16 protein-coding genes are annotated in these 21,897 nt (G+C 55.8%); 5 read left to right on the plus strand and 11 right to left on the minus strand.

The window, feature by feature from the left end; all coding sequences use genetic code 11:
* Positions 1–4 precede the first annotated feature (4 nt).
* From AACZ19_RS00665 to AACZ19_RS00675, 3 genes are read right to left on the minus strand one after another with little or no spacing between them, the layout of a single operon-like run.
* A complete protein-coding gene (locus AACZ19_RS00665) occupies positions 5–1,720 on the minus strand; it encodes an MlaD family protein (RefSeq protein WP_339630181.1) in 1,716 nt (571 codons plus the stop codon).
* A complete protein-coding gene (locus AACZ19_RS00670) occupies positions 1,707–2,345 on the minus strand; it encodes a paraquat-inducible protein A (protein WP_339630183.1) in 639 nt (212 codons plus the stop codon). The genes AACZ19_RS00665 and AACZ19_RS00670 overlap by 14 nt, the downstream gene beginning before the upstream one ends.
* Positions 2,342–3,034, minus strand: coding sequence for a paraquat-inducible protein A (locus AACZ19_RS00675; RefSeq protein WP_339630185.1), 693 nt, complete (start codon positions 3,032–3,034; stop codon positions 2,342–2,344). The genes AACZ19_RS00670 and AACZ19_RS00675 overlap by 4 nt, the downstream gene beginning before the upstream one ends.
* 124 nt (positions 3,035–3,158) lie before the next feature.
* Between AACZ19_RS00675 and cysD the strand changes: the two genes are divergently transcribed.
* Together cysD and cysN are read left to right on the plus strand one after the other, a co-directional pair.
* Positions 3,159–4,193 (plus strand): sulfate adenylyltransferase subunit CysD, encoded by a 1,035-nt coding sequence (gene cysD / locus AACZ19_RS00680; protein ID WP_339630187.1) that lies wholly within the window; start codon positions 3,159–3,161, stop codon positions 4,191–4,193.
* Positions 4,193–6,091, plus strand: a complete 1,899-nt coding sequence (gene cysN, locus AACZ19_RS00685; RefSeq protein WP_339630189.1) for a sulfate adenylyltransferase subunit CysN — start codon at positions 4,193–4,195, stop codon at positions 6,089–6,091. The genes cysD and cysN overlap by 1 nt, the downstream gene beginning before the upstream one ends.
* A gap of 3 nt (positions 6,092–6,094) precedes the next feature.
* On the opposite strand, the gene rfbA is transcribed toward cysN, so the two are convergent.
* On the minus strand, positions 6,095–6,964 hold the full coding sequence (rfbA, locus tag AACZ19_RS00690) for a glucose-1-phosphate thymidylyltransferase RfbA (protein ID WP_339630191.1): 870 nt from the start codon (positions 6,962–6,964) through the stop codon (positions 6,095–6,097).
* A 103-nt stretch (positions 6,965–7,067) separates the two neighbouring features.
* Entirely contained in the window at positions 7,068–8,648 is a 1,581-nt protein-coding gene (locus tag AACZ19_RS00695) for an SAM-dependent methyltransferase (protein WP_339630193.1), read from the minus strand.
* Between the two features lie 164 nt (positions 8,649–8,812).
* Here AACZ19_RS00695 and AACZ19_RS00700 point away from each other — a divergent pair, with 164 nt between their 5' ends.
* Positions 8,813–12,433: a hydantoinase B/oxoprolinase family protein gene (locus tag AACZ19_RS00700; RefSeq protein ID WP_339630195.1), complete on the plus strand. Its 3,621-nt coding sequence runs from the start codon at positions 8,813–8,815 to the stop codon at positions 12,431–12,433.
* On the opposite strand, the gene AACZ19_RS00705 is transcribed toward AACZ19_RS00700, so the two are convergent.
* The 4 genes from AACZ19_RS00705 to AACZ19_RS00720 form a co-directional block, all read right to left on the minus strand.
* Positions 12,434–12,889, minus strand: a complete 456-nt coding sequence (locus AACZ19_RS00705; RefSeq protein WP_339630197.1) for a YHS domain-containing (seleno)protein — start codon at positions 12,887–12,889, stop codon at positions 12,434–12,436.
* 84 nt (positions 12,890–12,973) lie between these two features.
* On the minus strand, positions 12,974–16,681 hold the full coding sequence (gene metH, locus AACZ19_RS00710; RefSeq protein ID WP_339630198.1) for a methionine synthase: 3,708 nt from the start codon (positions 16,679–16,681) through the stop codon (positions 12,974–12,976).
* Positions 16,682–16,714: 33 nt separating this feature from the next.
* Positions 16,715–17,644 carry a methylenetetrahydrofolate reductase [NAD(P)H] gene (metF, locus tag AACZ19_RS00715; protein WP_339630199.1) on the minus strand — a complete coding sequence of 310 codons (930 nt, stop codon included), beginning with the start codon at positions 17,642–17,644 and terminating at the stop codon, positions 16,715–16,717.
* Positions 17,641–18,600 carry a metalloregulator ArsR/SmtB family transcription factor gene (locus tag AACZ19_RS00720; protein ID WP_339630201.1) on the minus strand — a complete coding sequence of 320 codons (960 nt, stop codon included), beginning with the start codon at positions 18,598–18,600 and terminating at the stop codon, positions 17,641–17,643. Before AACZ19_RS00720 ends, metF begins: the two co-directional genes overlap by 4 nt.
* A 314-nt stretch (positions 18,601–18,914) precedes the next feature.
* Here AACZ19_RS00720 and AACZ19_RS00725 point away from each other — a divergent pair, with 314 nt between their 5' ends.
* Together AACZ19_RS00725 and AACZ19_RS00730 are read left to right on the plus strand one after the other, a co-directional pair.
* On the plus strand, positions 18,915–19,715 hold the full coding sequence (locus AACZ19_RS00725) for a VacJ family lipoprotein (RefSeq protein WP_339630203.1): 801 nt from the start codon (positions 18,915–18,917) through the stop codon (positions 19,713–19,715).
* A 72-nt stretch (positions 19,716–19,787) separates the two neighbouring features.
* A complete protein-coding gene (locus tag AACZ19_RS00730) occupies positions 19,788–20,414 on the plus strand; it encodes an ABC transporter substrate-binding protein (RefSeq protein ID WP_339630205.1) in 627 nt (208 codons plus the stop codon).
* Positions 20,415–20,466: 52 nt separating this feature from the next.
* Here the strand turns inward: AACZ19_RS00730 and phoB are convergent, their stop codons facing one another.
* Together phoB and phoU are read right to left on the minus strand one after the other, a co-directional pair.
* The gene (gene phoB, locus AACZ19_RS00735; RefSeq protein WP_339630206.1) at positions 20,467–21,147 is read right to left on the minus strand and encodes a phosphate regulon transcriptional regulator PhoB; all 681 of its coding nucleotides are present in this window, start codon (positions 21,145–21,147) and stop codon (positions 20,467–20,469) included.
* A gap of 8 nt (positions 21,148–21,155) precedes the next feature.
* Positions 21,156–21,881 carry a phosphate signaling complex protein PhoU gene (gene phoU / locus AACZ19_RS00740; protein WP_339630208.1) on the minus strand — a complete coding sequence of 242 codons (726 nt, stop codon included), beginning with the start codon at positions 21,879–21,881 and terminating at the stop codon, positions 21,156–21,158.
* Positions 21,882–21,897: the final 16 nt, after the last annotated feature.

Consider the following 21,897-nt stretch of genomic DNA (forward strand, 5'->3'; position numbering starts at 1 on the left):
TTTCCTATCTCTTTCCGCTGATCAGGGAACTGGGGTTCCGTTCCAGGAAATCGGCAAGGCTGCGCACAGAGCGACTGGCCGCTGCTAGTTCCTGCAGCATGTTCGTCAGATCATATTTGAAGGGAGACCCGTCGGCAATCATTCCGTTGACGGCGCTGAACATGCTCTGGGCCGACGCCAGGGTCTGGTCGATCTTCTGGACCGCCTCGCGCGTGCTCTCCAGCGTTGCGTCGATGGACGGCAAGGTCTTCTTGTCAAAATTCTGCGCCACGACCCGGACAGAAGCGGCCAGTTCACGATATTGCGCAATCGTACTCTGCAACTCGCCGGAATTGATGAATTTATCCAGCCCCTCCACAGTGTTAGTCAAGCTATTCCCCAGCCGCTCAATCGGAAGATTGTCCAGCTTCGTCATCAACTGCGAGATAGAGGTAGTAATGGCTTCGAGATCCGCCTCAACCGTTGGAATTTCCGGATATTGACCATTTGAGGTGACATAGACACCCTTCTTGTCCGGCAGCAGGTCGAGATCGACGATAAGCTGGCCGGTCAGAAAGCTGGCGCTCTTGAGCTTCGCCTTCAGGCCCCGCGCGATCAGGTTCTTGATCACCTTCTGGCGCAATTCCCGGGTTTCCAGAACCGAGCGGATTTTCTTTCCGTCGTCCGTCAGGCTAATACGCTGCGGTTCAATCTCAATCAGCACCGGAATATAGTATTTCTGGTTCTCTTCATCGATCTCCAAGCTAATATCCCGGACGCTGCCGACCTTGATTCCCTTGAACTCGACATTCGCTCCGACAGAGAGACCGCTGACCGAACCATCGAAATACAGCACATAGACGATCTTTTCGGTGTAGCGCGCATCCTCCTTTGCCTTTTCATCATCATACAGCTTGAAGACATTGCGCGCCTCAGCCGGAAAAGTATTGCTGTAAAGGTCAGCTGTGCCAAACTCGATCGCGCCGGCAATCAGGCTTTGCAGGGAATTTGCGCCCAGCTCGACCCCGGAGGTTGAGACAGACACATTGATTCCGCCCGCATTCCAGAAATTCGTTCCCTCCAGTACCAGGTCATCATAGGGAGCTTCGACAAAGGCATAGACATCAATTGCCTGCTTGTCATCCGCGAGCTTGTAGCCGAGGACGCTGCCGACAACGAGACCCTTATACATCACTGGTGTTCCGCGATTGATATTACGGAGCTTGCCGGTGGAAAGAATATATTCGGTCCCCTTGTCATTGGACGTGATTACCGGCGGTGTCTTAAGGCCTGTAAAGTCCGTTTTCTTCTCGCCCTTGCCCTCACCGGGATCAATCTCGATGAAAGAACCGGACAGCAGGGTTTGCAATCCTGTAATCCCCTGAAACCCGATCGCAGGAGCGACAATCCAGAAACGCGCGTCCTCGGTCAGGTATTTTTCCGCCGACTTTTGAACGTCGACAACGAGAGAAACCCCTTCGTCATTATCGAGGATATCAATCCGGTTCAGCTGGCCGATATTGACATCCTTATACTTGAGTTGCGTTTTGCCGGGAACCATTCCTTCGGCATCGTCAAAAATGATGCTAATTTCCGTCCCGCGTCCGGCAACGGCCTGGAAAATCAGATAGGCGGCCACACCAAGCGCAATCACCGGCACGATCCAGATGCTCATCAGGCTGCCGTATCCGCGGCGCACACGTGCCTCCGGCACCTTCTGTTCACTATCATCCGTCATCATTTTCCCCCTCTTCATCCCAAATCAAACGCGGATCAAAGGTCATGGCCGCAAACATCGTAATAATCACCACCGCCGCAAACGCGATCGCGCCGGGTCCCGCCGTGACGGTCGCCAGCGCCTGCAGCTTTACCAGTGCGATCAGGATCGAGATCATGAAGATATCAATCATGGACCAGCGACCGATAAATTCCGTAAAACGATAGAGCATGGTCCGCTCCCGCCGTCGCGCCTTCATACCAAATTGCACCGAAATGGCCAGAAAAAGCAATGCGGCGATCTTGAAAATAGGCACAAAGACACTGGCCACGAAGACAATGACCGCAATCACGACCTGTCCGGACTTCACCAGCTCGATAACACCCCCCATAATCGTGTTTGTCGTCGACTGACCGAAAGAGACCAGCGTCAGCACAGGATAGACATTTGCCGGGACATATAGAACCGCCGCCGCGATCAGAAGCGCCCAGGTCCGCGCCATGCTGTTGACCTTCCGGCTGTGCAGGGTTGCCGCGCAACGCGGACAGTCGCGGGAGCGTTCCCGGATAAAACGGTTGGACACCAGCAGCCCACAGACATGGCAGGAGACGGCGTCCAGTGCTTTCGCCGTCACCGGTGCGGCGCTCATGCCTTTATCTCCTGCAACCGCGACCAGAGCGCGTTTTCATCCAGCGTCAGATAGGCCATGACCGTCGCCGCCACCATCAGGACAAAGGCGAACAGGGAAAGACCAACACTGACATCGGCGAAATCCTGCAATTTCACGAAGGCAACGATAATCCCGAGGACAAAAATCTCCGACATTGCCCAGGGCCGCAGATGGTTGAGTGTGCGGATCTGAAACTGTGGGCTGGGCGGCACCCGGTTCAGGCGCATCGGCAATAAAAGTGTAATGAGAACCAGCAGCACCATCAGCGGAGCCACGACGCTGGAGACAAAGACGACAATGCCAAGCTCCCAATAGCCCGCATTCCAGAAAGCGATGGCACCGTCAATCAGGCGGTTCGACTGGGACACCCCTTCCATCTCGAAGGTGAGCAGCGGGAACATATTGGCGAGGATGAAAAACATGAGGCCGGTGAGCGCAAAGGCCAGCGCCCGGTCCAGGCTGTTTTTATGGCGGACATAGAGCAAGGCGCCGCAACGGGTACAGCGCCCCTGCTCCCCTTCCCGGATCGACGGCACCGCATGCACAAGGTCACATTCCGGACAGGCAAGATACGCGTCGGTAAAGGTAAAATCCTTGTCGATTGCCATGCCGCCCTTTCTCCAATCGATTTGATTTTCAACAATAAAGCGCATATGCGGCGCATTCAATTGATTTCCTTCGTGAATTTTCCCGCCAGAGTATTTGGGCTCCGCTGTTGAATTCCCGAACTCCCCATTGCATTGCCGCAACAGGATGTCTATGTGACGTTTTGCACGATAAAATTATGATAAAATGAATATTTTACATTTTTTTACCGTATATTTGGGTTGTTTCTTCTTGTCGCAACCCTCAATATTATGTAAGCCCGTGCACAACAGGCCCGTCGGCGCCCCGGTAACTGAACAGAGACATGACATCATGAGCCCATCGCATATGACCCACCTGCGCCAACTGGAAGCGGAAAGCATTCAGATTTTCCGGGAGGTAGCGGCAGAGTTTGAAAAACCGGTCATGCTCTATTCTATCGGCAAGGATTCGGCAGTGCTGCTGCATCTGGCGCGGAAATCGTTCTATCCATCCCCCGTTCCTTTTCCGCTTTTGCACGTGGATACCACCTGGAAATTCCGCGAGATGATTCATTTTCGCGACACCATCGTGAAGGAATACGGGCTAGAACTGCTGGTGCATATCAACCCCGAAGGTGTGAAGCGCGGCATTGGGCCCTTCACCCATGGTTCGGCACTGCATACGGACATCATGAAGACAGAAGCGCTGAAACAGGCGCTCGATCGCTACAAGTTCGATGCGGCCTTTGGCGGCGCACGGCGCGATGAGGAAGCGAGCCGCGCGAAAGAGCGGGTCTTCTCCTTTCGCAACGAGGCTCATCGCTGGGATCCGAAAAACCAGCGACCGGAGCTCTGGTCCCTCTATAACGGCCGGGTTCGCAAGGGAGAGAGCATCCGCGCCTTCCCCCTCTCCAATTGGACCGAGCTCGATATCTGGCAGTACATCTATATGGAGAGTATCCCCATCGTCCCGCTGTATTACGCCGAGATGCGCCCGGTGGTCGAACGCGACGGCATGCTGATCATGGTTGATGACGAGAGAATGCCGCTTGAGCCGGGGGAAACGCCGATGATGAAATCCATCCGCTTCCGTACCCTTGGTTGTTACCCATTGACCGGCGCGATTGAATCGACCGCTGCTACCCTGCCCGAGATTATCCAGGAAATGCTCGTCGCCCGTAACTCCGAGCGCCAGGGACGCCTGATCGACAAGGACCAGGCCGGATCGATGGAGAAGAAAAAGCAGGAGGGCTATTTCTGATGGATCAGCTGACGGACAGCGTAACAGCGGAAATCGACGCCTATCTCAAGACACAGGAACAGAAGAATCTCCTCCGTTTTATCACTTGCGGCAGCGTCGATGACGGCAAAAGCACCTTTATCGGCCGCCTTCTGTGGGATTCGAAGCTGTTGTTTGAAGATCAGCTCGCCACGCTGACCGCCGAAAGCAAGCGGGTCGGCACCCAGAATGGCGAGATCGACTACGCCCTTCTCCTTGATGGACTTCAGGCCGAGCGTGAACAGGGCATCACCATCGATGTGGCCTATCGCTTCTTCGCCACCGACAAACGAAAATTCATTGTCGCCGATACCCCGGGTCATGAGCAATATACCCGCAATATGGTGACCGGCGCGTCAACCGCTGATCTCGCCGTCATCCTGATCGATGCGCGAAAAGGCGTGCTGATCCAGACCATGCGCCACAGCTATCTCGTCTCCTTGCTCGGCATCAAGAAAGTTGTCCTCGCCATCAACAAGATGGATCTCGTGGATTATGACGAGGGTGTCTTTGAGAAAATCCGCGCCGATTACACGAAATTTGCCGAACAACTCAATTTCGATGAGATCACGACCATCCCAGTCTCGGCGCTGAAGGGCGATAATATGATCGGCGCCAGCGCGGCCATGCCCTGGTACGACGGGCCGAGTGTTCTTGGGCATCTGGAGACTGTCGATGTCAGTACCGGCGATGACAGCCACCCTTTCCGATTTCCTGTGCAATGGGTCAATCGCCCGAATCTCGACTTCCGAGGCTTCTCCGGCACTGTTGCGAGTGGCACCATCCTTGTCGGCGATCCGATTGTCCAACCGGGTTCCGGCCAGAGCAGCAAGATCGCGCGCATTGTCACTTTCGACGGAGATTTGAAGGAAGCCTTCAAGGGACAGGCCGTCACCCTCACGCTTGAGGATGAAATCGACATCAGCCGCGGGGATATTCTCTGCGCACCGCAAAACCGCCCCGCCACCGCCGACCAGTTCGAAGCGAAAATCGTCTGGATGAATAGCGAACCGATGCTGCCGAGCCGAACCTATCTGCTGAAGCTCGGGACAGGGACAACCGCCGCCCGGATCAGCAGCCTCAAATACAAGGTCAACGTCAACACGATGGAGCATATGGCGACCACGACGCTGGAGCTGAATGAAATCGGTGTCTGCAACCTGTCCCTCGACAAGGCGATTTCCTTCGATCCCTATGCCGATATCCCAGAGACGGGTTCCTTCATCCTGATTGACCGCTTCACTAATGCGACGGTCGCCGCAGGCATGATCGATTTTGCCCTGCGCCGCGCCGACAACATTCACTGGCAGTCGGTGGATATCCATAAAGAGGCGCGGGCCGAACAGAAAGGGCAGAAAGCCTCCGTTCTCTGGTTTACCGGGCTTTCGGGCTCCGGAAAATCGACCATCGCCAATCTGGTTGAGAAGAAGCTTCATGCGCTCAACAAGCACACCTATCTGCTGGATGGCGATAACGTGCGTCACGGGCTGAACAAGGACCTCGGCTTCACTGACGCCGACCGGGTGGAAAATATCCGCCGCGTCGGCGAGACGGCCAGGCTGATGGTCGATGCCGGGCTGATTACCCTCGTCTCCTTCATCTCCCCCTTTAGGAGCGAGCGACAGATGGCCCGCGGCCTGCTGGAAGACGGAGAATTTCTGGAGGTTTTCGTCGACACCCCGCTGGAAATCTGCGAGGCGCGGGATATCAAGGGCCTCTACAAGAAGGCCCGCGCCGGCGAAATCAAGAATTTCACCGGCATCTCCTCCGACTATGAACGGCCGGAGAATGCCGAGATTATCATCGACGGCGCCAAGACCAGCCCGGAAGACGCCGCCGACCAGATTATCGCCACGCTGGAGATGCGCGGTTTTATCTAGAGTTTATTTGATGAGGTCGAGCAAATACTCGCCATAGCCGCTCTTGCGGAGCGGTTCGGCGAGGGCCGCAAGTTCATCCGCCGTGATAAACTTCTTCTGATAGGCAATTTCCTCGGGGCAGGCAATTTTAAGCCCCTGCCGTTTCTCGATCGTCTGCACAAAATGGGACGCTTCCAGCAGGTTGTCATGGGTCCCGGTATCGAGCCAGGCGCTGCCGCGACCGAGGAATTCCATGCCGAGTTCCCCCTGATCGAGATAGAGGCGGTTAAGGTCGGTGATTTCAAGCTCCCCGCGCGCACTCGGTTTCAAGTGTTTCGCGAAATCCACCACCTGGTTGTCATAGAAATAGAGGCCGGTAATGGCAAAATTCGATTTCGGCTGCTTCGGCTTTTCTTCCACACCAATGACCTTACCTGTCTCATCAAATTCGGCGACGCCATAGGCCGTCGGGTCCGAGACATGATAGCCAAAGATGGTCGCACCTTGCTGGCGGGCCTTGGCGCTCTTGAGTAGTTCACTAAAACGACTGGCATAGAAGATATTGTCTCCGAGAATAAGCGCGGAATGGTCATCGCCAATATGCTCCGCGCCGAGGATAAAGGCCTGTGCCAATCCGTCAGGAGAAGGCTGTGCTTTATAACTGATGTTCAGACCCCAACGTGCCCCATCTCCCAGAACTTTCTGAAAAACTGCCTGTTCTTCCGGCGTAGTGATTACCAGAATATCGCGGATGTCGGCCAGCATCAGGGTGGTCAGTGGATAATAGATCATCGGCTTGTCATAGATCGGCATCAACTGTTTACTGACAGCAAGTGTCAACGGATGAAGCCGGCTGCCTGTTCCGCCCGCGAGAATAATACCTTTATGTGCCATGTGATCCTGTCTCAATACCGTTTCAGATTGCGTGAATGATGCATAGCATAGCACTAACGGCATTGAGTTTAAATTTTCTTACTCCATCCCTGAAATCAGCAGCTTAGGCAGATTTTTCGCACATTTTTCCGCTCGACAGACGCGCCATCAGGGCTTTCGCCTCGGGATGCCCGGGTTCCCGCGAGAGAAGCATTTTCAGCGGTGGAACAGCGTCTTCTGCCCGGCCGAGCCGGTGCAGCGAATCCGCAAGGGCAAGGATTCCCTCTGGTGTCTGCTCCAGAAATTTCCGGTTTCGCGAAAGAATCTGAAGGGTTTCCTTCTTTGCATTCAGGCTCAGTAAAATCTGAAGAATCAAGATGGCCGGGTCTGCCGTCCGGTCGCAGCGGAAAAATATGTCATCGACCTTCATCAGTTCTGCGACAACAGAGTCTCTCTCAAACTCATTCGCCCCGGTAAGCGCCTTCAACAAGGCGTTACTACATCCACGGAATAATTTGATATCGCCATGGCCCATTCGAAAGAGGGCAAGAATCCTTGACAGACTATGGGTCTCAAAATTCTCCTCAGCCATTTTTTTCAGCATGAAAAACTCATCCGGTCCCGTATCGCGGATATGCATATTGAAGCGATGCGCAAGATGCCTATTTTGCCGCCGCCCCGGGTTCATCAGGATTCCCGCCATTTCCAGCGAGGATTTTGCATGTCCGGGTGAAAAATACCGGCCTTTTCGCAAGGCCACATATTCTGATATTGCATGGAAATTAACATGCAGGGAATAGGTGCCATTCCGGGCGATCTTGCGCGGCGGCATATCCGCGAGCACCGAGAGATTCGAGGCCCCGAAGTCCCCGGCGAGGCAGAACATTGGCCCAGAGGTAAGCGCAGCAAGTCTGTCCAGCGCCGTCAACCCGCCCACCGGAAAGGAGAAATTTATACCTCCTTTGACCTTCAGGTATATCTCAAGGATGCGGTTCCAGTCTTCATTGTCGTAAATGTCCGTACCGCAGGGTTCCTCGTGATAGCCGAAGTCCGTATCCCGGACAATCTCGTCAATTTCCATGCTATCCGTCTCGATCCTGTGACAGACATGTCGTGCCATCAGCTTTCCGTTCGATGCGGCGTAGAGATCATGGGGAATGCTGTCGAATACATAGTTGGCGATAACGGACAGCGGATTTGAAAGCTTGCCCGGCTCAATCCTTTTCTTCGAGACCAACAGGTCGATCGGGTGGTCCTTCAGGGCATCCAGATAGGCAAAATCGAGTACGCCCATGTCGATAAAGGATTTTAACTGCGGATGCCGACGCCAGTATTTGATGGTCGTTTCGCTGATATCGGTCATGACATAGACAACGTCACGCTTCTTGCGAACAGCCATCTGTTCCGGGGAGAAAAAAAACTTCAGGAATCCATAGGCGAACCGGCCCGATCCGGCACCGAGTTCAATGATGTAATATGGCTCGCGTTCTCCGCCGGACGCACGGGCCACTCCAAAATCCTCCAGAAAGCCCTCAATCACCTGGGCATAGCTTCGTGCGATGAACGGATTGGTCGTGACATAGTTCGGCACCATGTTCGGCTGCCAGGCGTTAATGCCGAGGCGGGAATAATAACTCCGCTGCAACTCCCAGATCGCCGAACGGGAGAGAGGCACATAGTTTTCGGATTGTTCTTCTAATGTCATGCTGGGCGCTTTCGTGAATTCTTTTCGCTCTAACAACGCGCGACAGCGTCATTTCGTGAATACAGAACCGGACAATTGCCGATACAGCTTTACGATGGCCTCTGCCGAATGATATGGAAAAGGAACGCGCCACCGAGCCTTCACAACACCAATCGAGACAACGAATGACAAAATCCACGGATGACACAGCAACCGGCGACTGGCAATTCTGGGTCGATCGCGGCGGCACCTTTACCGACCTTGTCGCCCGCACGCCCGAGGGCGCCATTGTCACCCACAAGCTGCTCAGCGAGAACCCGGAGCAATATGAAGATGCGGCGCTTCAGGGCATTCGCGACCTCTTGGGCCTTGACAAGACAGACGATATTCCGGCCTCGCAGATCGATGCGGTGAAGATGGGCACGACTGTGGCGACCAATGCCCTGCTGGAACGCAAAGGCGAGCCGCTCCTCCTGGTGACGACGGAGGGGTTCCGCGACAGCCTCCGGATCGGATACCAGACAAGACCGAAACTGTTCGCCCTGCATATCGAACTTCCGGAAATGCTCTACAAACAGGTGATCGAGGTGCCCGAACGATTGGGCGCAGGCGGAGAGGTTATCCGTGCCCTCGACACCGATGCCGCGCGGAAGACCCTGCAAAAAGCCTATGAGGATGGTCTTCGTGCCTGCGCCATTGTCTTCATGCATGGCTACCGCTATCCCGATCATGAAAAAGCGGTGGCCGAGATTGCAAAGGACATCGGCTTTACACAGGTGTCCACCAGTCACGGGACCAGCCCGCTGATGAAACTGGTCAGCCGGGGCGACACCACGGTCGTCGATGCCTATCTCTCCCCTATTCTCAGACGCTATGTCGACCGGGTGGCATCGGAACTGGGCGATACTCGGCTGATGTTCATGCAATCGAACGGTGGCCTGACGGACGCGCATTTTTTCCAAGGCAAGGATGCCATTCTTTCCGGCCCTGCGGGTGGCGTGGTTGGCATGGTGCAGACATCGGCCATGGCGGGTTTCGACAAGGTGATCGGCTTCGACATGGGCGGTACCTCCACCGATGTCTCCCATTACGGCGGGGAATATGAACGGACCTTCGAGACAGAGGTCGCCGGGGTGCGCATGCGCGCGCCGATGATGCTGATCAACACGGTGGCGGCGGGCGGCGGCTCGATCCTCGAGTTCGACGGCGCCCGCTATAAGGTCGGCCCGGACAGCGCCGGGGCCAACCCCGGCCCAGCCTGCTATCGCAAGGGCGGCCCGCTCACGGTGACCGACTGCAATGTCATGCTCGGCAAGCTCGCGCCGGAGTTTTTCCCAAAGGTCTTCGGTCCCGATGCAGACGAGGCGCTGGATGTGGAGACCGTTCACGAGAAATTCAAAACCCTCGCCGCGGAGATCAGCGCCGCCACCGGCGATGCCCGCACGCCTGAGGAAGTCGCGAAAGGATTCCTGTTTATCGCGGTCGAGAATATGGCCAATGCCATCAAGAAAATCTCCGTCCAGCGGGGCTATGACGTCTCCGAATATGTCCTCACCTCCTTCGGCGGGGCAGGCGGACAACACGCCTGTCTCGTGGCCGACAGCCTTGGCATGAAGAAGATCATGCTGCACCCTTACGCAGGCGTTCTTTCCGCCTTCGGCATGGGGCTTGCCGACCTTCGGGTGCTGAAGGAAAAGGCGATGGAGGTTACGCTTGTCGAAAGCGCCCTTTCCGACATCGCTGCAACGCTGGATGCCCTCGCCAAGGAAGGCTACGCCGAAATGCAGGCGCAAGGTGCGGAGGAGTCCCGTATCCGTGTTGAGCGGAAACTCCATATCAAATATCAGGGCTCCGATACGACGATGATTGTCGATGACGGGCCGCTTGCGGAGGTTATCAAGGCCTTCGAAACCGCACATCGTCAGCGCTTCGGTTTTACCACCCCTGAAAAATCACTGATCGTCGAGGCCGCCGCTGTCGAAGTCGTCGGGGTTGGCGACAAGATCGAGGATCCGGCCCTGCCGGACGCGGAGGGCGAGGTCAACATCACCCCCCTCTCCCGTCAGCAGATCTTTATGGGCGACACATGGCAGGACTGCCCGTTTTATGATCGCAACACCCTGCCTGCCGGTGCGCGCATCGACGGCCCCGCCGTAATCGTCGAGAAAACCGGTACGAATGTGATCGAGCCCGGCTGGCAGGCGGAAATGAACCGCCATGGCCACCTCATCCTTACGCGGGTAAAGGAACTCACCCGGGAGATGGCGATCGGGACCGAGGTCGATCCGGTTATGCTGGAGATTTTCAACAATCTCTTCATGAATGTCGCCGAGCAGATGGGCACAGTGCTGGAAAAAACCGCCTATTCCGTGAATATCAAGGAACGGCTTGATTTCTCCTGCGCGGTCTTTGATCTGAACGGTGATCTGATCGCCAATGCCCCGCATATGCCCGTTCATCTCGGCTCCATGTCGGAGAGCATCAAGGCCGTCATCCGCAAGCACAAGGCGACCATGAAGGCGGGCGATGTCTTCGTCCTGAACGCCCCCTATAACGGCGGGACGCATCTGCCGGACGTCACCGTGATTACCCCGGTTTTCGACCTCGACGGCACCGAGGTGCTGTTCTATGTCGCGAGCCGCGGGCATCACGCGGATATCGGCGGGATTACGCCGGGCTCCATGCCGCCCGACAGCCGCACGGTGGAGGAGGAAGGCGTCATCCTCGATAACGTCCTGCTCGTCGATGGCGGCAAGCTGTGCGAAGCGGAAATCGTCAATATCCTGAAATCCGGGAAATACCCTTCCCGCAACACAGACCAGAACATGGCCGACCTGAAAGCGCAGATCGCGGCCTGCGAGAAAGGCATTCAGGAACTCCGCAAGATGGTCGATCATTTCAGCCTTGAAGTGGTTCATGCCTATATGGGCCATGTGCAGGACAATGCGGAAGAATCGGTGCGCCGGGTACTGGATGTGCTGAAAGACGGCAGCTTTACCTATGCCCTCGATGACGGATATGAAATCAAGGTCAAAATCTCGATCGACAAGCAGGAGCGGACGGCCTGCATCGACTTCACCGGCACCAGCGGGCAGCATCCGACCAACTACAACGCGCCGCGGGCGGTGACCACAGCAGCAGTGCTCTATGTGTTCCGCTGCCTCGTTGAGAGCGATATTCCGCTTAACGCCGGATGTCTCAAGCCGCTGGAGATTATCGTACCCGAAAAATCCATGCTGTCACCGGAATATCCGGCGGCCGTGGTGGCGGGCAATGTCGAAACCTCGCAATGCATCACAGACTGCCTGTTCGGCGCACTCGGAGTGATGGCGGCGGCGCAGGGGACGATGAATAACTTCACCTTCGGCAACGACAAATACCAGTATTACGAGACGATCTGCGGCGGCTCCGGCGCCGGGCCGGATTTCGACGGTACCAGTGCGGTCCATACCCATATGACCAATTCCCGCCTCACCGATCCGGAGGTACTGGAATGGCGATTTCCGGTGACGCTGGAGAGTTTTGAAATTCGCCGAGGTTCCGGCGGCAAGGGCGCGCATAAGGGCGGCGACGGAACGCTTCGCAAGCTCCGCTTTCATGAGCCGATGTCGGCGGCGCTGCTGTCCAGCCACCGCAAGGTCCCGCCCTTCGGCCTCATGGGCGGCAAGGACGGAGAAGTCGGCAAGCAATGGGTGATCCGGAAGGACGGAAAGACCGAGGAGCTAGAGGGCCGCGACAAGACCGACATGGCGGCGGGCGATATCTTCGTTATCCAGACACCGAGCGGCGGCGGCTTCGGGAAGTAGCTATTTTCCGGCGAGGAATTTCCACCAGTTTTCATCCGCATCCCTGATCCGCTCAGGAATGCCGGTCGTCTCCCAGCGGTTGCGCCCCGCGTCATGGCCGAAGAGATAGAGCCTGTTCTCATAAATCAGCCAGACACCGGGGTCGATATCGGCAAGATTGCCAAGACTCATCTGGTTGGAGCAGTAACCGCCATATTGCGGCGCGTAAGAATCCGGCGCGGCGGCAAAGAGATCGCGACTTTTGGCATCCGCAAAACGCCATGTCGCGCCTTTATACTCGACGACATACTCCTCCGCCCCTTCGGTTGGCGCGCTCTTCTGGAAATAGGCAGTACTGTCATGGCCATCGACGGCCAGACCGCCCAAAAAGGACGTGTTGACCTCGTCAAAGGCCGACGCATTTGCAATCCCCAGAAAGAGTGAGAAAAACCCGATAAGCGTAAGACGGTGAAACATGGCGATCCTCTTGTTAGACAGACGCCATTATCCGCATCCGTTTCATCACCTGAAAATCAAATTTGCGTCATTAGGGTCGTTACCTTAGCTCGCCCGGCGCGTCCGCTCATAGGCGAGGTTCGATGCCAGCAGTCTTTCCGCCGCATCGGGAGAGATATTCTTGCGTTTCGCATAATCCTCAACCTGATCCCGGCCAACATTTCCAATCCCGAAATAGCGCGCGTCGGGATGGGAAAAATACAATCCGGAGACCGACGAGGCGGGCATCATGGCGAAACTCTCGGTCAGTTCAATACCAACCCGCTTTTCCGCCTTCAGCAAGTCAAACAGCCCGCGCTTTTCCGAATGCTCGGGACAGGCAGGGTAGCCCGGCGCCGGACGGATGCCCTGATAGGCCTCCTTCACCAGCTGCTCATTGCTGAGCTCTTCTTCTTTCGCATAGCCCCAGAGCTCTTTTCGCGTCTTTTCATGCATATATTCGGCGAGCGCCTCGGCCAGCCTGTCGGCAAGGGCTTTGAGCATAATACTGCTGTAATCATCATGGGTTTTCTTGAATTCCTCAAGTTTCGCCTCAATTCCCAATCCCGCCGTTACCGCAAAGCCGCCGATATAATCGGGGATGCCGCTTTCTTTTGATGCGATGAAATCCGCGAGGCTGTGGTTCGCGCGTCCGTTTTTCCGGCTCATCTGCTGGCGGAGGAAATGGAACCTGTGAAGAACTTCATCTCGGTTCTCGTTTGTGTAGACAATGACATCGTCGCCGTCTCGCGCCGCCGGGAACAGCCCCACAATCGCCCTGGCGCTCATCCATTTCTCGGCGATGACCTTGTCGAGCATGGCGCGCGCATCGCTATAAAGCTCTGTCGCGGTGGCGCCCACCACCTCGTCATCAAGGATTTTCGGGAAATGCCCTGCCAATTCCCATGTACGGAAGAAAGGCGACCAGTCGATATAATCCACCAAGGCGCCAAGATCGATATCCGCAAATTCATTCAGGCCCAGCTGTGCGGGAACCGGCGGCTGATAATTGTCCCAGTCGATCGGGACGGCATTCGCCCGCGCCTCTTCCAGCGTCGATTGCTGGTCAGGACGCGATTTTTTCAGGTAATTCTCCCGCACCTGTTCATATTCCACCTTGATGCTGTCCACCAGTTCCTTGTTATTCTCGTTACTGGTGAGGCGCGTCGCGATACCGACGGCGCGCGACGCATCGGTCACATAGATCGTCGTGCCATCATACTGCGGCGCGATTTTAAGGGCCGTATGCACCTTCGACGTTGTCGCCCCGCCGATCAGCAGGGGCAGGTGGAAATCCTGTCGCTGCATCTCCGCCGCGACAGTCGCCATTTCCTCCAGGGATGGGGTAATCAGCCCGGAAAGCCCGATAATATCAACTTTCTCCGCAATCGCCGTTTCCAGAATCTTGGTGTAGGGCACCATCACGCCAAGGTCGATCACTTCAAAATTATTGCATTGCAGGACAACGCCGACGATATTCTTGCCGATATCATGGACATCCCCCTTGACCGTTGCCATCAATATCTTGCCCTTGGTCTGGGATTCACCGCTCTTGTCCTTTTCAGCCTCGATATAGGGCAGCAAATGCGCGACCGCCTGCTTCATCACGCGGGCGCTTTTCACCACCTGCGGCAGGAACATCTTGCCCGAACCGAACAGGTCGCCCACCACGTTCATCCCGTCCATCAGCGGCCCCTCAATCACCTGGATGGGGCGCGGAAACTGCTGGCGCGCTTCTTCCGTATCCTCAATGATATAATCGGTGATGCCCTTGACCAGGGAATGGGTCAGGCGTTCACCCACCGTCCCTTCTCTCCACGACAAGTCTATGACATTGCTGCGTTTTTGTCCGATGGCCTGTTCCGCCACTTCCAGCAGTCGCTCGGTTGCTTCCTCACTCTTGTTGAAGACGACATCCTCGATCCGGTTACGGAGATCTTCGGGGATATCGGAATAGACGGCGAGCTGGCCCGCATTAACGATCCCCATATCCATACCGGCCTTGATCGCGTGATAAAGAAAGACCGAATGCATGGCCTCGCGCATCGGGTTGTTACCGCGGAGCGAAAAGGACATGTTGCTGACGCCGCCGCTGATCTGGATATGCGGAAGCGTTTCCTTCAGAACTTTCGTCGCCTCGATATAATCGCGGGAGAAGTTCCGATGCTCGTCAATGCCCGTCGCGATCGGGAAAATATTCGGATCGAAAATGATATCTTCAGGAGGAAAATCAACAATTTCCGTCAGGATCTTGTAGCAACGCGTGCAGATCTCGATCATCCGTTCCTTGCTGTCCGCCTGCCCGTCTTCATCAAACGCCATGACGACTGCCGCCGCGCCATAGCGGCGCAACTCCCGCGCATGAGCGATAAATTCCTCCTCGCCTTCTTTCAGCGAAATGGAATTGACAACGCCCTTGCCCTGCACGGTTTTGAGCCCCGCTTCCAGAACTTCCCATTTCGAGCTGTCGATCATCAGCGGTACCCGGCTGATATCCGGCTCCGACGCGATGAGATTGAGAAAGGTCACCATGGCGGATTTGGCGTCCAGCATGGCGTCATCCATATTGACATCGACGATCTGCGCGCCGTTCAGAACCTGTTCGCGGGCAATATCGAGGGCGGTATCATAATCGCCGTCCATCACCAGTTTCTTGAACTTGGCGGAACCGGCAACATTCGTCCGCTCCCCGACATTCACAAAACCGGCGACATCATCCATATAGAGTGGCTCTAGGCCGCTCAGACGGCAGACCGGTTCAATTTTCGGAAGACTGCGCGGTGCATATTGCGCGACCGCCTCTGCGATGGCGGCAATATGCCCGGGCTGGGTGCCGCAGCAGCCGCCGACAATATTCACAAGGCCGCTTTTCGCAAACTCCGCCAGCTGTTCCGCCATATAGGCCGGGGTATCATCATAATCGCCCAGCTCGTTAGGCAAACCGGCATTGGGGTGGACGCTGACATGCGCCGTCGCAACATTTGATACTGCCTGAACATGCGGCCGCAAGTCCTTGGCACCCAACGCACAATTGAACCCGATACTGATCGGCTTTACATGCGCCATCGAGGCCCAGAACGCTTCCGCCGTCTGCCCGGAAAGGGTGCGGCCGGAAGCGTCGGTAATTGTGCCCGACACCATGACCGGATGGCGGATGCCCGTCTCGTCGAAATAGCGCAGCACCGCATAGATCGCTGCCTTGCAGTTGAGGCTGTCGAAGACAGTCTCGATCAGGATAATCTGCGCCCCGCCGTCCATCAGGCCGCGAAGCGCCTCGTCATAGGCCGCGACCAGTTCATCGAAGGTCACATTGCGATAGCCCGGATCGTTTACATCCGGCGAGATGGAGGCTGTGCGATTGGTTGGCCCGAGCACGCCCGCGACATATCGCGGTTTCTCTGGCGTTTTCTCGCTCCAGCGATCAGCGGCCTTGCGGGCAAGCGCCGCGCCTTGCCTGTTCAGCTCGTAGACCGCGCTTTCCAGCTTGTAGTCGGCCTGCGCAATGGAGGTTGAGTTAAAGGTGTTGGTTTCCAGAATATCCGCCCCGGCAGCGAGGAAATCATCGTGGATTTTCTCGATCACGTCCGGCTTGGTCAGGGTCAACAGGTCATTATTTCCCTTCAGGTCATTATGCACATCCGCATAAGCCTCGCCACGGTAATCCTCCTCCGTCAGGCGGCACCCCTGGATCATCGTGCCCATGGCCCCGTCAAGAACCATGATACGTTTGGCGAGGATCGCTTCAATTTCTGTGAAGGCGGATGACTTTTTCATAAACACGACCTGTTCGTCCGAAAATTAATAATATTAAGCGGTTACGGCTTCTTTTTGCGCTCTGAGGCCAAGTGTATGGCAAACGGAATAGACTAGATCGGCCCGGTTCAGCGTATAGAAATGAAAATCCGTCACCCCGGCGCGCTGGAGCTGCAGGCATTGCTCCGACGCGACCATCGCCGCGACGAGGTTCCGGGTGGACGGATCGTCGTCCAGTTCCTCGAACAGATGGGTCAACCAGGCCGGAACCTGCGTCCCGCATTGCTTGCTGAACTGATGGATTTTCGAATAGCTGGTGACGGGCAGGATTCCCGGCACGATCGGAATGGTGATGCCATGGGCCTGCGCCCGGTCAACGAACCGGAGATAGACATCCGGATCGAAGAAAAACTGCGTGATGGCCCGGGTCGCTCCCGCATCCATTTTCCGCTTCAGGTAGTCAATATCCGCTAGGCTGGAGCGCGCATCAGGATGAATTTCCGGATAGCAGCCCACCGAAACCTCAAAATCATGTTTCTTTTTCAGAAACTCTATGAGCTCGACGGAGCCAGAAAAACCGCCCGGATGAGGCGCGAAGGATTGATACCCCTCCGGCGGATCGCCACGCAGGGCCACCAGATGTTTGATGCCGCTCTCCCAATACTGCTCGATTACCTCTTCGAGTTCCTGCTTCGTTGCGCCGACGCAGGTCAGATGGGCCGCCGGCTCCAGCGTTGTTTCCCTCCTGATCTTGCTGACAAGGGCGTGGGTTCTTTCCCGAGTCGAGCCCCCTGCCCCATAGGTCACGGAGACAAACTTCGGACCCAGCGGCGCAAGGCGCTCCAACGCCTGCCAATGTTTTTCGGCAAGGGCATCGGAAGTCGGCGGGAAAAACTCAAAGGAGACATTCACACGGCTGGACGGGTTGGCAACCAAAAGGCCGTCACTCTCCGTTCCCTTTACCGGAATTCCTGACATGATCATGACGCAACGGCTCCTTTGGATTGGGACGCGGCCGTCGGGGCCGCCGTCCAGATATTCACGGTGAGGGGGTCTCCCTCGAGTTTTCTGAAATCACCGGGCACGAGGCCCGCCTGCTCGCAATAGCGCCAGATCTCGGCTTCGGAAAAGCCCATATGACGGTGCGCATGATCTGTGCGCAGGCTTTCAAGATCATGCGGCGCGAAATCGACAATCGCCAGAATGCCGTTCCCTTTCAGAAGACGAGCGGCCTCGCGAATGGCAGTGGCGGGATTTTCCGCATAATGCAGCACCTGATGAAACAGGATCGCATCCTGTGTGTCGCTGGTGAGCGGCAGGTTATACATATCCGCAAGGCGCACCTGACAATTGCGCAGGCCCGCCTCTTCAATCGCGGAGCGCGCAAAAGACAGCATCTCGCGGCTGGTATCGACGCCGATTGCATGCTCGACCCGGGGGCCGAAAAGCTCCAGCATCCGCCCCGTGCCCGTGCCGATATCCAGGAAATCGGCAATATCATGTTCCTCTGTCATTTCCAGCAGAACGGCCTCTACCGCCTCTTCCGGCACATGGAGCGAGCGGATTTCCCGCCAATGGGCCGCATTTTCCCGAAAATATTCCTCGGCCGCGATATTCCGGACCTTCTTGACCGCTTCCAGACGCTCAAGATCGCGGGAAACAACCGGGTCGGCCTCGGGTACGAGATCGACCAGCGTACGCGCCAGCAAGGACGCGCCGCTCTTGGCGGAGAGTCGATAATACACCCAACTTCCTTCCTGATAACGATCCAGCAAGCCTGCATCGCACAGTAGTTTTAGATGACGGGAAACACGCGGCTGACTCTGGCCGAGAATCTGCGTAAGCTCACTCACTGTCAGCTCGGAATGAGCACAGAGTACAAGCAATCTAAGCCGGGTCTCTTCCCCGGCAGCGCGCAAACCATGTAACAAATTTTCCAAGGCAACCTCAATGAAACCAAAAAGTTATACGATATAAACATATCCTTATATCTTTGTACAGAGGAAAAGATGTATAAACAGCGACTTTTTCGCCACAGTAAATCAGGATTCTAAATTGCTTAAATGACAGCGACTCGCGTTGATATGGACCTTGTGATACCAACTAAAGCCAATGTATTTCTGTCTAAGGCTATTGTTTTATTGCCGAAAACGGTTAAACAGGGTTAACAAACAAGGTTAAAGACTTTCGTAACCGTTCCCGGATACAGTGCTCAGTATATTCGGTCCTTGGTACAGAGTTGGAAAAGAATAATATGGGTTTGCGTTCGATATCATCCTCCTTAAAATTCGGCCTTGCAGCCGCTGTTCTGCTTGTTCTCGTTAGTGGGTGTGCGACACCGCCGCAGACAGAAGGCAAGGCGGTCGCCGTCATGAATGATGAGGTTTATGATCCGCTGGAGCCCATGAACCGTTATTTCTTCGATGTGAACTATGCGCTCGATGCCCTGTTCCTGAAGCCGGTGGCGGAAATGTATCGCGGGGTTGTCCCGACACCCGTCCGTGACAGCGTTACCAACTTCCTGACCAACCTGTCACAGCCCATTTACCTGATCAATAACGTACTGCAGGGCGAACTCAACCGCGCCGGTGACAACATGGGCGCGTTCTTTACCAATACGTTCCTCGGGGTCGGCGGCCTGTTCGATGTTGCCAAGCTGAATACCCAGCCGGAAGACATGGGCCAGACCTTCGCCGTCTGGGGAATTAGCGAGGGACCGTATCTTGTGGTTCCTGTGCTGGGACCGAGAACAACGCGCGCCGCTGTTGGCGGGGTTGCCGATTACTATCTCGACCCGATCAATTATGCCGCCCGTGAGAATGACATGGACAATGTCGGCATTATCCGCGCGGCCGCTACGGGGCTCGATCAACGCTCCCGGTCTCTCGGGGCCCTCGACGAGATTGAGCGGACCTCCATTGATTTCTACGCCGCCATCAGAAGTCTCTATCGCCAGAACAGGAACAATTTAATCCACAATGGCGCCAGCAATTCGACACAATTGCCAAGTATGAACTTTGACGATGATGACGAGAACATGGCCAAGAAAAACTAGGCCGCCGCTGGTTTTAATATTTTCAAAATTTAATTTCTTTCAAACGGGCTTTTTCCGTTGAGGATGTTGTAAATGTTGATGAATAGAAGGTTCTTTAGCGGGTTCGTGATGTCTGCCTTGGCAATGGCACTTACCCTCCCCTCTCCGGCGGTTGCCGACGATACGAAAGAACAGGCAGCGCTGACACTGGTCAAGAATATCGGCGATGAAGCCGTCAAGACACTCTCGGATGCGTCCCTGAGTGAAGCGCAAAAACGGGAAAAGTTCGAAAAATTCCTGGATGACAGCTTTGACATGCCGCGGATAGGACGCTTTGTCCTGGGGCAGTCCTGGCGAAATGCGACTGAAACGCAGCGGGAAGAGTTCCTGAAGGTTTTTCGCGACTTCATGGTCGCGAGCTACAGCGACAAGATCGGCTCCTACTCCGGGGAAGACCTGCAGATCAAGAATGCGACCTCGCTTAACGACAAGGAATCGCTTGTTCACTCTTTGATTGTCCGTCCCGACGGCCCACCCATCAAACTTGACTGGCGTGTCCGCAAGACCGACAACGGCGAGAAAATAGTCGATGTGATCATTGAAGGCCTCAGTATGGCGCAGACGCACCGGTCAGAATTTGCCTCCGTCGTCAGTCAATCCGGCGTTGACGGCCTGATTGAAAAGCTGAAAGACCAAATCAAGACTGCCTCCGCCAGCTAGGCAAACCGCAAACCTATCCTGAACGCCGTCCACGGGCTTCTGTGGGCGGCGTTTATGCTTTTTCGAAGCAGTAGCCGACCGCGCGCACTGTCCGGATCAGGTCCGTCTCGCCCTTCTCATTGAGCGCCTTGCGCAAGCGGCGGATATGGACATCGACCGTCCGGTCCTCAACATAGACGTTCTGGCCCCACACCCCGTCGAGCAGTTGCTCCCGTGTCAGGACCCGCCCTGCCCGCTCCATGAAATAGCGCAACAACTTGAATTCCGTCGGGCCAAGGCGCAGTTCCCTTGTTCCGCGCCGGACCTTGTAGGCGACCAGATCAACTACCACATCCGCCACGTTCAACTGCTCACTCCCTGCGTCCGGATTGCGGCGGCGGAGTACGGCGCGAATGCGGGCCATCAGTTCGGCCGGTGAGAAAGGTTTCGCCACATAGTCATCCGCCCCGACATCAAGGCCCCGCACCCGGTCCGCTTCCTCGCCGCGTGCGGTGATCATAATAACCGGCATGTTACCATGCCTCTGGTCACGGCGCAGGCGGCGGCAGATTTCAATCCCGGAGACTTTCGGCAGCATCCAGTCGAGTAGCAGCATATCCGGCCGCTCCTCCTCCAAGGCGAGCATTGCCTCGTCCCCGTCATGGGCTGTCGCGACATCAAAACCCTCACTTTCGAGGTTGTACCGCAAAAGCTCGACCATGGCCGGCTCGTCTTCAACAACAAGTATCTTCATTTTCTTACTCAAGTACTTTCAGAGCCATCATTCTCGATCATGGTAACGCTGGTCTTGTCGCCCTTTGGGCGCGGTTCACGCGGCATTTCGCCGTTTACCTGATAGATAATAATCTCGGCGATATTGGTCATGTGATCGCCCATCCGCTCGATATTCTTCGCCATGAATATTAGATGGGTACAGCTTGTAATGCTACGCGGATCTTCCATCATAAAGGTCAGCAATTCGCGAAACATGCTGTTATAGAGCTGATCGACTTCCTGATCACGGACCCAGACATCATGGGCAAGTTCCGCATCACCGTTGGAATAAGCCGTCAGTACGTCATCGATCATCCGCCGTACCATCGCTCCCATGCGCGGGATGGTGGAGGTTGCGGCAATCGTCGGTCCTTGATTGAGGGCAACGACGCGCTTGGCAATATTCGCCGCGTAATCTGCGACCCGTTCCAATACCGAGGCGATCTTCAACGCCGAAATCACCAGCCGTAAATCATCCGCAACCGGGCTTCTGAGCGCCAGCATCCGGATCGCCATGTTATCGACGGAATGTTCCAGTTCATCAACAATCTTGTCCCCCTCGATCGTCTTGAGGGCCAGTTCTGAGTTCCGCTCGGTCAGGGCGCGAACCGCCGCCTCCAGCTGAGATTCGGCAAGCCCGCCCATCTCGACAATGGTATTGCGCACCGCTTCAAGTTCTTCGTCATAGGATTTGACGATATGGCCGCTACTCATAATAGGATTCTCCTGT

The sequence above is a fragment of the uncultured Sneathiella sp. genome (assembly GCF_963973085.1).
Taxonomy (GTDB): Bacteria; Pseudomonadota; Alphaproteobacteria; order Sneathiellales; family Sneathiellaceae; genus Sneathiella.